Origin of the sequence: Niallia sp. NCCP-28 (assembly GCF_023168165.1) — a bacterium.
GTDB lineage: Bacteria > Bacillota > Bacilli > Bacillales > Cytobacillaceae > Niallia.
Map to the genome: position 1 here is coordinate 380,271 of NZ_BQYJ01000003.1, position 13,190 is coordinate 393,460.

14 protein-coding genes are annotated in these 13,190 nt (G+C 35.3%); 10 read left to right on the forward strand and 4 right to left on the reverse strand.

The features are described from left to right. Positions 1 to 110 precede the first annotated feature (110 nt). Positions 111 to 329 carry a cold-inducible protein YdjO-related protein gene (locus tag NCCP28_RS11180; protein ID WP_248561484.1) on the forward strand — a complete coding sequence of 73 codons (219 nt, stop codon included), beginning with the start codon at positions 111 to 113 and terminating at the stop codon, positions 327 to 329. 57 nt (positions 330 to 386) lie between these two features. Here NCCP28_RS11180 and NCCP28_RS11185 read toward each other — a convergent pair whose 3' ends face one another. Continuing rightward, the gene (locus NCCP28_RS11185) at positions 387 to 641 is read right to left on the reverse strand and encodes a transcriptional regulator SplA domain-containing protein (RefSeq protein ID WP_248561485.1); all 255 of its coding nucleotides are present in this window, start codon (positions 639 to 641) and stop codon (positions 387 to 389) included. A 14-nt stretch (positions 642 to 655) separates the two neighbouring features. Then, on the reverse strand, positions 656 to 808 hold the full coding sequence (locus NCCP28_RS11190) for a hypothetical protein (protein ID WP_248561486.1): 153 nt from the start codon (positions 806 to 808) through the stop codon (positions 656 to 658). Between the two features lie 325 nt (positions 809 to 1,133). Here NCCP28_RS11190 and NCCP28_RS11195 point away from each other — a divergent pair, with 325 nt between their 5' ends. Further along, a complete protein-coding gene (locus tag NCCP28_RS11195) occupies positions 1,134 to 3,263 on the forward strand; it encodes a PAS domain S-box protein (protein WP_248561487.1) in 2,130 nt (709 codons plus the stop codon). 855 nt (positions 3,264 to 4,118) lie between these two features. Further along, complete coding sequence (locus NCCP28_RS11200) at positions 4,119 to 4,895, forward strand: 3D domain-containing protein (RefSeq protein ID WP_248561488.1); 777 nt, start codon at positions 4,119 to 4,121, stop codon at positions 4,893 to 4,895. A gap of 78 nt (positions 4,896 to 4,973) precedes the next feature. Here the strand turns inward: NCCP28_RS11200 and NCCP28_RS11205 are convergent, their stop codons facing one another. Next, a complete protein-coding gene (locus NCCP28_RS11205) occupies positions 4,974 to 5,690 on the reverse strand; it encodes a hypothetical protein (protein WP_248561489.1) in 717 nt (238 codons plus the stop codon). A 184-nt stretch (positions 5,691 to 5,874) separates the two neighbouring features. Then, positions 5,875 to 6,111 (reverse strand): helix-turn-helix transcriptional regulator, encoded by a 237-nt coding sequence (locus NCCP28_RS11210; protein ID WP_248561490.1) that lies wholly within the window; start codon positions 6,109 to 6,111, stop codon positions 5,875 to 5,877. Between the two features lie 668 nt (positions 6,112 to 6,779). On the opposite strand from NCCP28_RS11210, the gene NCCP28_RS11215 reads away from it, so the two are divergent. The 7 genes from NCCP28_RS11215 (at position 6,780) to uraH (ending at position 13,164) form a co-directional block, all read left to right on the forward strand. After that, entirely contained in the window at positions 6,780 to 7,790 is a 1,011-nt protein-coding gene (locus tag NCCP28_RS11215; RefSeq protein ID WP_248561491.1) for an XdhC family protein, read from the forward strand. After that, on the forward strand, positions 7,787 to 8,392 hold the full coding sequence (locus NCCP28_RS11220; RefSeq protein WP_248561492.1) for a nucleotidyltransferase family protein: 606 nt from the start codon (positions 7,787 to 7,789) through the stop codon (positions 8,390 to 8,392). The genes NCCP28_RS11215 and NCCP28_RS11220 overlap by 4 nt, the downstream gene beginning before the upstream one ends. Before the next feature lie 20 nt (positions 8,393 to 8,412). Next, the gene (locus NCCP28_RS11225; protein ID WP_248561493.1) at positions 8,413 to 9,279 is read left to right on the forward strand and encodes an FAD binding domain-containing protein; all 867 of its coding nucleotides are present in this window, start codon (positions 8,413 to 8,415) and stop codon (positions 9,277 to 9,279) included. Between the two features lie 172 nt (positions 9,280 to 9,451). Further along, on the forward strand, positions 9,452 to 11,719 hold the full coding sequence (gene pucD, locus NCCP28_RS11230; protein WP_248561494.1) for a xanthine dehydrogenase subunit D: 2,268 nt from the start codon (positions 9,452 to 9,454) through the stop codon (positions 11,717 to 11,719). 31 nt (positions 11,720 to 11,750) lie between these two features. Next, positions 11,751 to 12,236: a (2Fe-2S)-binding protein gene (locus NCCP28_RS11235; RefSeq protein ID WP_375709391.1), complete on the forward strand. Its 486-nt coding sequence runs from the start codon at positions 11,751 to 11,753 to the stop codon at positions 12,234 to 12,236. Further along, a complete protein-coding gene (gene uraD / locus NCCP28_RS11240; protein WP_248561496.1) occupies positions 12,233 to 12,763 on the forward strand; it encodes a 2-oxo-4-hydroxy-4-carboxy-5-ureidoimidazoline decarboxylase in 531 nt (176 codons plus the stop codon). The genes NCCP28_RS11235 and uraD overlap by 4 nt, the downstream gene beginning before the upstream one ends. Before the next feature lie 47 nt (positions 12,764 to 12,810). Further along, entirely contained in the window at positions 12,811 to 13,164 is a 354-nt protein-coding gene (gene uraH, locus NCCP28_RS11245; RefSeq protein ID WP_248561497.1) for a hydroxyisourate hydrolase, read from the forward strand. Positions 13,165 to 13,190 lie beyond the last annotated feature (26 nt).

Consider the following 13,190-nt stretch of genomic DNA (forward strand, 5'->3'; position numbering starts at 1 on the left):
GGTTGGTCCCCTTACTATAACATATTGAAGCTATTTTTCTGCTTTCAAAAGGAATAGTTCTTTTTAGTGTTAGAAAGATTTTTTCGGAAAAATTACTAAAATAATGGAAATTGCTCATACTAAGAAAAAAGGAGGCGATTCCAATATTTTTCAATCGAAAAGCGGCAGAAGAAAAACCAGAGGATATTTTAATAAACTTAGAAGTATATGCATGTAATTCTTGTCATGGGTGGATGAGAAAAGATTTTGCGACAGACGATTTAAAATGTCCATTATGCGGGAATGAAACTTCGATGGAAATGAGAGAATTACCACAAATTAATCTTTAAAAAAAAGAATCTGACCTAATTGCAGAAAAACATTTTGGGCCAGATCGACATATGTTATTAATACAATTCGCTGTCCTCTTCATACATTTGATTGTATGCTGTTTGGGCAGCTTGTTCCGTTTGGAAAAGAGCATCATCATCTTCAATTGTATGGAAAGTTTCGTTTAAAAATAAAGCTAAAGCATTTGGGTTTTTTGGGTGCTGAACAATTTCTGCTGGTTTAATATTGGCAACAGTTGGTGTATGAGGATTATGATAGATGACAAATACTTCATCCCCTATATTTGCATTTTTTGGATTAATTGTTTCCATGTGTACCCCGCCTTTTATAAATTTTCTTGCTGCTGGCCAATTTCTTTTTCTGCTAAAATGTTGTTGGCAGCTTCTGTTCTTGCTAATTCATCAATTGATTCTCCTCGAATGCCACGATGAAGTGATTTTGTTTTCTGATTGAATGATCCAGCTTCTTTCTTTTTCAAGTTTTTCACTCCTTTCTAACAGTGTTCTCTATAAAAACGAAATTATTATGGGAAAAAGTGGAGATGAAAAGAGGAAGGCGGATAAAAGAAGAAATAGCAAAAAAAATATACTGCAATGTTTAACAGCAAAAACATCATTTAAAAAAGACAAGCACATGATAAAAAATAAAGATGAATAACCCATATAAAAGCAGAAAACACTATACTTAAAGGAATCTTTGATAAAAAATCCTTTTCTCCATATTACCTTTCCATTACAATCATAGTTGAAACATATTTTTATACGATACATAATGCATTATTTTGGGATATAGGAGGAGAAATATTGTATAACTCCATTTTGTTTATTGTAAGCATTCTTTTATTATTTGTAGCATGCTACACATCTTTTGATTTATTTAAATTAGTAAGAAGTGGGGAAAAAAACAGCCGCTTTCTATTTTTAGCAAGCACCTTTTCAATGGGATTTGGCTTTTGGATTATGAGTTTTCTTGGGATGATGGTCAATAATATTTATGCCACAGCATCTTATGAAGTGCCGATAACGGTTTTATCCATACTGATTGGCATTTGCTTTAGCGGGATGGCCTTTTATGCTTTGCTTGATAAAGAACATAATAAACATAGAATTTATGTTGCCGCATTTTTCTTTACATTATCGATGTTGTCTGTATTTATAATAGGGCTTTATTCGATTGGAAGTTCGATTCGCTATAACCTTCTGGCGTTAATAATCAGTTTTTTATTGCTGTTTATAGGATTTTCCTATTCTATTTGGCGCTCTTTTTATCAGACAAAATCAGAGAGGATGCCTGCCAAATGGATAAGCGCTTTTTGCTGTGCAGTTATGACGATTGCAACGATTATAAGTCAACTATTATTAATCAGCCATACTACACCGATTGGCTGGGACAATAGTTCTTCTGCTTATTATAATAGCTTTATTGTGTATACGGTTTTATTTATTTCCATTTTAATTTTAGGAGGATTAATTGGAACAAGTTCACTGATTACAGAGACACTATCCGTAGGAGATATAAATGTAAGAGATATGCAGCAGGCGCTTGATGAATCCTCTATTGTTGTTTTTACTGACAATAACGGAATTATTACATATGTAAATGATAAGTTTCTTGAAGTTTCTAAGTATAATAGAGAGGAGTTAATAGGGCAGACACACCGCATTGTTAATTCTGGCCATCATCCTCCTGAGTTTTTTAAACGATTATGGAAAACGATTGGAAAAGGCGATATATGGAAAGGGGAAATTCTTAATAAGGCGAAGGATGGCTCCCTTTATTGGGTTGATACAGTAATTGTTCCTTTTTTAAATAAAAAGGGAATTCCTTATCAATACGTGTCGATTCGTCGGGATATTACGGAGCAAAAAAATCTGCAGCTTCAATTAGAAGAAAAGATACAAGAAGTTATTGATATCAAATTTGCCCTTGATCAGTCCAGTATTATTGCATTTACGGATAAAAGAGGAAAAATTACAAGCGTAAATGAAAAGTTTTGTTTTATATCTGGATATACACGAGAAGAACTCATTGGAAAAGATCATCGCATTGTTAACTCTAGTTATCATTCCAAAGAATTTTTTCAGCATTTATGGAAAACTATTGCAAATGGAGAAGTATGGAAAGGTGAAATACGCAATAAAGCAAAAGACGGCACATTTTATTGGGTTGATACGACAATTATTCCTTTTATTGATAAAAATAATCAAGTTTATCAATATTTAGCAATCCGCAATGATATTACTGAAAAGAAAAAAACAGAGGAAATTCTTCATCGACAAGATAAGCTTGCAGCAGTCGGACAGCTTGCGGCAGGAGTGGCTCATGAAATCCGCAACCCGCTAACTTCTATTAAAGGATATGCGGAATTTCTAAGCTTAGATGAAAAGGACCTATCTAGACAGGAACTTTTCGATATTATTTTAGATGAAATTGAGCGGGTAAACTCCATCGTAGAAGAATTTATGCTGTTATCTAAACCGACGATTGCATCTTTAGAGAAAAAAGAGCTTATTCCTATTATTGAAAATGTTTTATCTGTGCTTGATTACCAGATTCGCAAAAGCAAATGCAAAGTAGAATTAACGTTTAGTGAAAGGCATATAGAGATAGAATGTGATGAAAATAAATTAAAACAAGTTTTCTTAAATTTTATCAAAAATGCGATAGAAGCGATTGGATCAGGTGGAACAATTCGAATTGATGTCAAGAAGGAAGAAGAAATAAAAATTACTATTCAAGATACTGGCGTTGGAATGGATAAAGAGCAGGTGAAAAAATTAGGAGAGCCCTTTTTTACAACAAAAAAAGCTGGGAATGGCTTAGGGCTAATGGTAAGTTTTAAAATTATTGAGAATCTAAATGGCAAAGTATATATTGAAAGCGAACCAAATAAAGGAACTACGTTTCATCTTAGCTTCCCAGCTGTCGGCTAATAATGAATTCGATAAATGGGAGTGGTTGTTATTCTAACAATCAGACTTCTGTTTATGATCGTTTCGTTGCATTAGTAAATGCTGTTTGCATTGGGTAAGGGGCGTTGATATAACAGGGGATTATATTGTATTTCTATTGTTTTATAAAAAACAGAACTCGCCAGCTCATAGTGGCGAGTTCTTTTCTTTAAATTTAAAGGCAAAATAATGAAAGATGATGATAGCAATTAATATTCCAATCATAAGTGCTGCACCCTTTGTTTGTTTTTTGTTATAATTCAATATCTATAATAAAAAGAGCAATATAACAATCTTAAAACTTTTTCGATTTTAAAAGACTCATTGTTGCTTCCCAGAAGATTTTTCTGTTTCAACAAGCACTTAATCAGAAATTAAGTTGGAGTCATCGTAAGTGGATAAAAAATAATAGCAGCAATTAGTCTGTTTGGGTAATTTTTCTTATTAATGCTTAGAGGTTTCAAGTCTCTACTATTATTATAGATATTTACAAATTCAAAAATAAATACTAAAACAGTCATAATGTTATAATTGAAACAATCGATATATTTATTTATTTAGCATTAAAAGAAAATCAGTGATTTTATATTGACTCCTTATTTGACCGTACACTAGGATTAGCTGGTGTTGTCTAAAGAGATTAATGTTTTGATTATTTTAGAAAGAAAATTTATTTTTGATCAAAAGGATAGTTTAGTGTAATGTATTGTAACAGACTGTAACATGCTGTAATGTTCTGTTACAGAATTAATACGTCCTTGTTCTTTTTATGAGCAGATTTCATGTTATGATTATACCCGTTAGCTTCGTTAGGCTAGTCAAGGAGGTATAAGGAATATGAAAAAAATCTTATCATTTATTGTCTGTGCAACGATTGCAACAACAGTAGGGACTCGGGCGCATGCAGAAGAAGTCACTGTTAAAGAAGGAGATACACTTTGGCAAATTTCCAAAGAATACAATGTATCAGTGGACGATATTAAAACATGGAATGACCTTTCTTCTGATATCATTCAAGTAAATGATACTTTGCAAGTAGCAGAAGAAAAAACATATAAAGTTGCAGCTGGAGATACTTTATGGTCTATTGCAGAGGCAAATGGTATTTCTGTTATAGAGTTGAAAAACTGGAACAGTCTGCAGTCTGATACGATACATATTGGATCAGAGTTAATTGTTTCAAAAGGAATAAGCAAAAAGGCAGCAGCTAACATAACAAAAACGACAAATAGTCCGAACGCTAACAATGCTGCAAATTCCCAAAATACAAACAGCAATGCAACCAAAGCAAGCAACACAACTGCTTCTGTGCCGAACGTAAGTGCAAAAGAATTGACGGTAGAAGCAACCGCTTATACAGCGAAATGTAATGGCTGTTCCGGTATTACAGCAACTGGAATCAACTTAAAAGATAATCCAAATAAAAAAGTAATTGCAGTTGACCCTTCTGTTATTCCATTAGGTTCAGAAGTTTATGTAGAAGGATATGGAAGAGCTGTCGCAGGAGATACTGGAGGCGCTATTAAAGGGAACAAAATTGATTTACATGTTCCAACTACAGAGCAGGCATTAGACTGGGGAAGACAAACAGTCAAAGTGAAAATCTTAGATTAATAGGAAGAAAAGCTGACGATCAAGCAGTAAAGAACTGCTTGATTGTCAGCTTTTTTTGTTAAATAGTTATTAACAATATTAGTCGATGTCTTTTTTCTCTTTCTGCAGGAAAAAATGTTGAATAGGTTTTGTTAATTTATTCATATTTGTTTCAATATGTTCTGTAATAACATGCACTCGTTCAAAAATAATCGATTTTAACATGTCTAATTGATGGGTAATTTTACTAAAATAAGCTTCTTGCTTCTCCATTTTTTCAATAAGTGTTTGATGAAATACTTCTTGAAGGTCAAGCTTTTCAGCTACCTGACTATATAATTCTTCTGTTTTGTCTACTTTTTCTTTTACTTCCATATTCACTTCTGAATAATCCTTGATTTGACTAGAAAGAGAGGTAATTGCTTGTTCTTGAAAAGCAATTTGTTCTAAAATAGTGTTATTTATCAGCTCTTCTTTATCCAATGTATCGCTATTTTTTTGAATTAATGTTTGTACAGATAACAGCTCGCTGTGAATAGCCTCTGTTGCTAGACGATGTTCTTTGGCACTAGATAACAGCTCAAGAGCAGCCGTTTCTTGATGATTGATTCTTAGGTTTGTTTCTTTTGTTGCACTATCCATTTTGTGTTCTAGCTGCTCCAGCAGCAAAGCTATGTTGTTAGCTGTTTCCATTTGTTTTTCTAAATGGGATTGCCAATAGTTTTGATGATAAAGTTTTTGGTTAGTTGCTGCTAATTTGCTGTTTTTTCCTTGAAAAATCTTCGGATCTTCCTTAGAATCGCTAAAATAAGGCATTTGTCTCCTCCTTTTTTTGGTATTTCCCTCTTTATTAACAGGTAAATTAAGCCCCGCAAGTAGAAGTTTCTTTTTATTGTATGAATAGATTTAGAAAAAGGGGAACATGGAAGAATGGAGGGGTTTAGCATAAAGAAAAAAAAAGTAATGTACAGATAATTGCACATTACTTTTTTGCTTATTTTTATATAAAAGGGGGAATTCCTTTGCTGATTTCTGAAACGATTGTTGTAATGGATTGGATGTCTTGATCATCTAAATTAAAGGCGTTTTTCACTTTATTTTCTAAATCTTTACTTACATTTCGTTTTCCGACTTCCACGAGTGCAATAAGTGCAAAGCTGCAATTTACAAGCTTTGCGAAGTCTCTTTGTGTCATCTCATAATTTTTCCTAATAAATTTAATGATCTCTTTATTCATTTATTCACCTCATTCCACTTGCTTTATATTCGTTTAATTAATGAGTGCCTTTATTTTAAACCTACTTATCATGCATTAACGGGCTTTTGACCCTCAAGCTCGAAGATGATAAGAGGAGACGAGAAAAACCCCCTCTGATTGAAGTTTCACTTTATAAACAGTGTTTTTTTGTTGTTGAAAATATGTAAAGAAGCAGTCGTAATGGCCGCAAAGTAAACAATGGGAGAACGTTTTATAGGATAAATGCATTTTATTAAATCTGAGATATATACATCATAAAAAAAGATGGCTAATTATTCAATAAAAATCTAATATCATATAAAAATTTTAAAATATATAAATAGTAAGTTTTTTTGAAATTAAGTTTTTACTTACATAATTAATACTATTTTGCTGCAAAAAACGAAAAAAAAGTAATGAATTACTTAATAAGTATAAACAATTGTTTATTTTTTGTATATATTGGCTAATTTATGCTGATTTTATTGGCTAATTAATATAATGACATTAGTAATCATCCGATATATTATTTTTGTAACAGAGGTTGTTAAGTTTTATCACATGCATTTATAATATACTATATTATCTTTTTTATATTAAATTTTTTGAATTTTAAGTATATATAAAGGAGGCTATGTTAAAAAACGAAATAATGGGAGGTTTTTTGTATGTCCTCGGATAGTTACTCCGTTATTCGATCTATTGTAAATAGTGCAGCAAAAAAATTTCTGGCAACGATTATTCAAGTAGAAGGGTCCGCTTACCGAAAAGAAGGCACAATGATGCTTTTTACAGAAAAAGGAGAAAAAATTGGCCTTTTAAGTGGTGGGTGTGTAGAACAGGATGTACTAGCGAGAATAGAAATGAATAAGGAAGTCAGTCATGTTATATACGACATGCGTTCAGAAGATGATTTATCTTGGGGGCAAGGAGTCGGCTGTGATGGCAGCATTCAACTTTTAATAGAACCTATTACTCCTGTATTGCAGCAAAACTATTCTAAAGTAAAAAAACTATTAGATAAAGGAATAGGCGTCAGCCATTTTAAAGTGCTTGATTCGGATTTTAAAGTTGTTCATTCTTTTTTTATTAGTGAGGCAGGGGGGAGATTTGGGGAGATACCAGAGTATCCAATAGAGAAATCACACTATAAAAATAAGACATTGGCAAAAAACTCTTCTGGCAATGGCTATGTTTTTCGAAATGATTATAGCGCTCCTCCTCGCCTTGTTATTTATGGAGCGGGACCAGATGTTTTGCCAGTTGTCCGCTATGCTAAAGGGATAGGATTTCATATCATCTTAGCTGATTGGAGAGAAGGATTATGCAATAGAAAAAAATTTCCCTTAGCGGATGAATTTATTGTGGCAAACCCAAAAGAAGCGATGGAGAAAATACAGCTTTCTGCAAAGGACTTTGTGTTAATCATGACACATAATTTTATGAAAGATAAGGATCTAATCGATTATTTGCTTTTTAAAGAGGTTGCATTTGTTGGATTATTAGGCTCAAGGAAACGAGGAGAGCGCTTGATGGGGGCAAATGCTCGCCCAAGATGGTTCCATTATCCTGTTGGTTTATCGATAGGGGCAGAGGGGCCCGATGAAATTGCTGTTAGCATTATAGCCCAGTTGATTTTGGTGAAAAACAAGGTGAGCGAGAAGGAAAAAGCACGATGATTGCCATTTATTTAGCGGCAGGACAAAGCAGAAGAATGGGAACCAAAAAACTTTCCTTGCCATTTAGGGAGGGGAAAACAATTGGGAGCATTGGATTATATGCATTGCTGCAAACAGAAATTGCCTATATTTTTGTTATTGTGCATCCAGCAGATGATTTATTGTGGATGGATGAAACTTTAAAAAAAGAACTAGAAGGCAGAGGAGAAATAATCATTTGTCCCGATAGTGAAAAAGGCCAAGGATTTTCCTTGCGATGCGGGGTTTTACAAGCAATAAACAAACAGGCAGAACAGATTATAGTATGCCTTGCTGATCAGCCTTTTATGACCGCAGAATTAATTGCTGAGCTGATGACAGAAAAGATGACGCCAGCCGACGATTATATTGCATGCAGTCATAAAACAATCATACAGCCGCCTATTATATTTTCTCAAAAATGTTTTTCTGCTCTATTGCAAATGAACGGAGACTACGGGGCGAAAAAAATAATTGCAAATGGGACGCTGAAAGGAAAAAAATTTGAATGGTTAGAGGAATTGGCATTTATGGATATTGATACACCCGCAGATTATCAGAAACTTCTCTATTTGCAAAAATAAATAAAAGGATGGTGAGGGAATTGGGCCAATTAAATACAGGTTATTATCAAACTGTTGTAGAGATCCCGAAACAACTTGGAGACATAAAAAAAATAAAAAGAGAAGATAGCCTTTTTATTGCAGGAGGAACATTGCTGCAATTGAATTGGGAAGCTGGAATAAACAGGCCCTCCCATCTTATTAGTATGGAAATGGTCAAAGAATTGCATGGTATTCAAAAAGTGTCTATTGATCGAAAAGAGTTTCTTGAAATAGGTGCAGCAACAACTCTTGCAGATTGCTGTGAACATAAAAGCATTGTAGAACATGCTCCTATACTTGCTGATGCTTGCAAAAAAATTGCTGCACCAGCCGTTCGCAATCGAGGAACCATTGGCGGCAATATTGCAGGAAAAGTAGGAGATTCCATCCCTGTTCTATTTGTTTTAGAAGCAAAACTTTGTGTTTATGATGGAGAAAAGGAAACGATTATTTCTATTCAAGAATGGCTGAAAACAACGATTCAACAAAATCCCGTGCTTATTATTACAAAAATTCTCATCCCCATAAAGAATAAAGAAAAGGAGAATTATTTTTTTCAAAAAGTAGGAAGAAGAGAAAGTTTTACAGCAGCGGTTATTTCCATTGCAGGCTTTTTAAAAATAGCAGACAAAAAAGTCACAGCAGCAAGATTTGCGATTGGCGGCGGCGCTCATTTGCCGCAAAGGCTAATAGGTGCAGAGGAAATATTGGTCGATACTTCTGGCGATTTGTTCGCTTTTTATAAAGCAGTTGAAACTAGTTTTTCCACCTACTCTGATGCGTTTGTTACCGAAAAATATCGAAAAAAAGTCGCAGCAAACATTCTATTTGCAAAATGTCGGGAAATCATCGAGAAAAGCGAATAGTTTTTTATCCGGCATGAACGGATAGCGAACTTTCTCAAAATTAGGAAAAGAAACGAGGCTTTTAAGTAGATGGCACCGGCTTGCAAAAGTCCGATTGGTTCATCTGACAGCCGAAGGGGAATGGAATCCTTGCTGATTGTTCATTTCACTTTATATAAAAGGAGGGGGAAAAGTGATTTTAAATCAAAGAAGTGCTGGCGATAGATGGAAAAAAAGACGAGATGGAATTGGCAAAGTTACAGGCGAATTAAAGTATTTAACCGATATGACATTTCCTAACATGCTTTATGGAACAGTTCTTAGAAGCGAACACCCTTTTGCCAAAATTGTAGCAATAGATACAGAAGAAGCAGAGAAGCTTGCTGGGGTGGAAGCGGTTCTCACCTATAAAGATGTGCCAGGATTAAATGGATTTGGGATTGTGATGCCAGATCAGCCTGTATTTTGTGAAAATGTTGTCCGATATGTCGGCGATGCGGTGGCAGCTGTGGCGGCATCTACAAAGGAAATTGCAGAACATGCAGCATCTTTGATCAAAATTGAATATGCCCCCATGACGCCAATTACCAATCCTGAAGAAGCTTTATTAGAAAATGCGGTGAAGCTGCATGAAAATGGAAATATCCTTCATAAAGCCCATTATAAAAAAGGGGAAGAAATAGATAAAGCATTTGCAGAATGTGCCTATATTGTAGAAGATACCTATTATACGCCAAGGCAAATGCATGCATATATGGAAACAGAAGGGGGAGTTGCGCTGCCAGATGAAAATGGAGGAATATCCCTCTATGCTCCAACGCAGCATGGCTTTAAAGACCAAATGCAGCTTGCCAGAATTTTAAATATGGAAGCTGAAAAAATTCGGGTTGTCTCTAGTCCAATTGGTGGATCCTTTGGGGGAAAAGATGAATTAAATATCCAGCCGTATGTCAGTTTGCTGGCAATAAAAACAGGAAAACCTGTAAAAATTCATCAATCAAGAAGAACATCGATTAAAGCAGGCATTAAAAGGCATCCCATGAAGATTATGATGAAAACAGGCGTTGATAAAAAGGGAAAAATACTTGCCCATCAGGTGAAAATCATCGCAGATACAGGCAGTTATGCAACACTTGGCCCTGCTGTTTTAGATTTTGCAGTAGAGCATAGTGCAGGTCCTTATATAATGGAGCATGTTGAGGTGGATGGCTATTCTGTTTTTACCAATAATGGTATTTCTGGAGAATTTCGCGGATTTGGAGGCAATCAAATAACCTTTGCCCTTGAATTGCAAATCGAAAAATTAGCAGAAAAAATGAAGCTATCATCGACAGATCTTCGCTGGAAGAATTTGCGTTCTACCAGGGATCCTGGACCAGTGGATCAATTGATTGTTCCGACAACAGGGGCGAGTGATGTCCTTTCTAAAATACTAATGTCGCCTCTTTTACAGCAAAAGAAGCACCAAACTCAAGAGTGGAAAATAATTGGAACAGGCTATAGCATAACGATGCATGGAGGGGGCCTTGGGTTTGGAAGATCTGATCCATCTGGAGCAAGGATGTCTTTAAACAATCAAGGGAAAATCGAAATATCTTTTGGATTTGAAGAGTGCGGCCAAGGATTAATTCCAAGCATTGAAATGATAATGACAGAAACATTTGATTGCAGCCCAGAAGATATTGATATTGTCATTGGCGATACTGCAAAAGTTCCTCATTCTGGATCTTCTACGGCATCAAGGGCAACGAATATGGTATGGCAGGGAATTAGAAGGCTAAAGGGACCTTGGACAGAAAAGGTGCTGGAACATGCAGGTGCTTTAACGAAATTGCCGAAAGAACAATTAAAAATTGGAAGTGGGGGCATTTGGACGAAACAAAAAGATGGGACAGAGTTTATTCTTTCCTTTAAAGAACTGGCAGATTCTTTTGATGTACTTCCAGCAGTGTCTACAGAATATCATTTTCCAACAACCCCAAATGCAATTGATGGGGGCCATTTTCTCTACACATTTGCTGGTGTTGCAGCAGAAGTGGAAATTGATTTATTAACAGGCAGAGTATCTGTAACGAAATTAGATCATGTTATTTCTGCGGGATCAGTAGTGAATCCAATGGGATATCTTGGCCAAATTGAAGGGGGAGCCAGCATGGGGCTTGGTTTTACGCTTCTTGAAGATGCTGCAATGGAAAATGGCCGCTATATGACAGAAAATTTGGATACATATTTAATTCCAACGATTGCAGACATCCCAAAAGAAACAAACGTAACAGCAATTGAAACATTGGTAGAAGGCGATGACTACGGTCCAAGAGGGGTCGGGGAAATTGGCACGGTTGCGGTTGCTCCAGCGATAGCAGCGGCCATCCATCAGGCAACAGGACATTGGGTCAATAAACTGCCAATATCCCCAGAGGAAATTTTAGATATTGTTTCCAATCGTTTCTTTCAAGATTAAATAATTTTTGTACAAAACAGAATGGAGGGAAATGATGGAAAATAAAATAGCCTCACATACGATTCATGTAAAAATAAATGGTGCTGCAAAAGAGCTGGAAGTGCCGCAAACCTATAGACTTGTTGATGTCTTAAGAAACGAATTGGATTTGACCGGGACAAAAGTTTCCTGTGAAGTCGGCAGATGTGGGGCTTGTTCTGTTATTATGAATGGAAAGCTGGTCAACAGCTGTTTAGTTATGGCTTATCAGATTGAGGGAGCAGAAATTCAAACGATAGAAAGTGTCTCAAGGGAGACGCTGCACCCGATTCAAGAGGCTTTTTTGGAAGGGGGAGCCTTGCAATGTGGCTATTGCACACCAGGAATGATTATGGCGTTAAAAACATTAGTAGCAGAAAAGCATAAGCCGTCCAGAGAGGAAGTGCTTCAAGCATTATCTGGAAATTTATGCCGATGCACTGGCTATGAAGGGATACTCCGTGCCATTGATTTATTAGAAAAAAAGGAATTTAATTGATTATTAAAAGAAATGGAAGTGTTCAATTGTATTCATTAGCAGAAGTAAATAAGATGGGGCAACTAGAATTTATCGAAAAAATCGGCTGGGTATTTGAGCATACTCCTTGGGCAGCAGAAAAAGCTTTTTCATCCCAGCCGTTTGCAAGTGTGGAAAATCTTTATCAAACAATGGTCAACAAGGTAAAAGAAGCAGATGAAAAAGCGCAATTAGCATTAATTAATGCCCATCCAGATTTAGGAAGTCACATTAAAATGACAGAATCCTCTGTAAAAGAGCAAAAAGGGGCAGGGTTAGACAGTTTAACAGAAGAAGAATTTGCTAGTTTTTCCCTATTAAACAAACAATATTTAGAGAAATTTGGATTTCCGTTTATTCTAGCAGTGAAAGGCCATACAAAAGAGACGATTTATCAAGCGATGGAAAAAAGGATTAATCATGGTAAAGAGCAGGAGTTTCAAACAGCTCTGTTAGAAATTTATAAAATTGTTGGATTTCGTTTGGAAGGGCTTGTGAAAGAACAGTAAATTGAGAAGATTATAAGGGAATAAAAAAACAAAACTAGGAGCATATGATGAAAAAAGGAATTACAACACATGTGTTAGATTTAGCAAATGGGAAACCGGCGCAGCATATAAAAGTAGAATTATATAAATGGGAACAAACAGCAGATGGAGAAAACAGAATTTTTCTTTCTGCTGGAATAACCAATGGTGACGGAAGAGTGGAAAAACCTCTTCTAGAGACAATAGAAACAGGGGAATATGAGCTTGTCTATTTTATTGAAGATTATTTATATGCAAAAGAGGCAGACAGGAAGTTCTTAAAAAAAATACCGATTCGTTTTTTTGCTGATCAAAGGGAAGCACATTATCATATTCCCCTGCTTCTTTCTCCATGGGGTTATCAAACATATCGGGGAAGCTGAATTCTAAGAAAATAAGGATGGTGAAT

Bases quoted from the DNA above. Each gene is read 5' to 3' on its own strand.
- NCCP28_RS11185 (WP_248561485.1), bottom strand. From the start codon at position 641: ATGGAAACAATTAATCCAAAAAATGCAAATATAGGGGATGAAGTATTT.
- NCCP28_RS11200 (WP_248561488.1), top strand. From the start codon at position 4,119: ATGAAAAAAATCTTATCATTTATTGTCTGTGCAACGATTGCAACAACA.
- NCCP28_RS11205 (WP_248561489.1), bottom strand. From the start codon at position 5,690: ATGCCTTATTTTAGCGATTCTAAGGAAGATCCGAAGATTTTTCAAGGA.
- NCCP28_RS11210 (WP_248561490.1), bottom strand. From the start codon at position 6,111: ATGAATAAAGAGATCATTAAATTTATTAGGAAAAATTATGAGATGACA.
- NCCP28_RS11215 (WP_248561491.1), top strand. From the start codon at position 6,780: ATGTCCTCGGATAGTTACTCCGTTATTCGATCTATTGTAAATAGTGCA.
- NCCP28_RS11220 (WP_248561492.1), top strand. From the start codon at position 7,787: ATGATTGCCATTTATTTAGCGGCAGGACAAAGCAGAAGAATGGGAACC.
- NCCP28_RS11235 (WP_375709391.1), top strand. From the start codon at position 11,751: ATGATGGAAAATAAAATAGCCTCACATACGATTCATGTAAAAATAAAT.
- uraH (WP_248561497.1), top strand. From the start codon at position 12,811: ATGAAAAAAGGAATTACAACACATGTGTTAGATTTAGCAAATGGGAAA.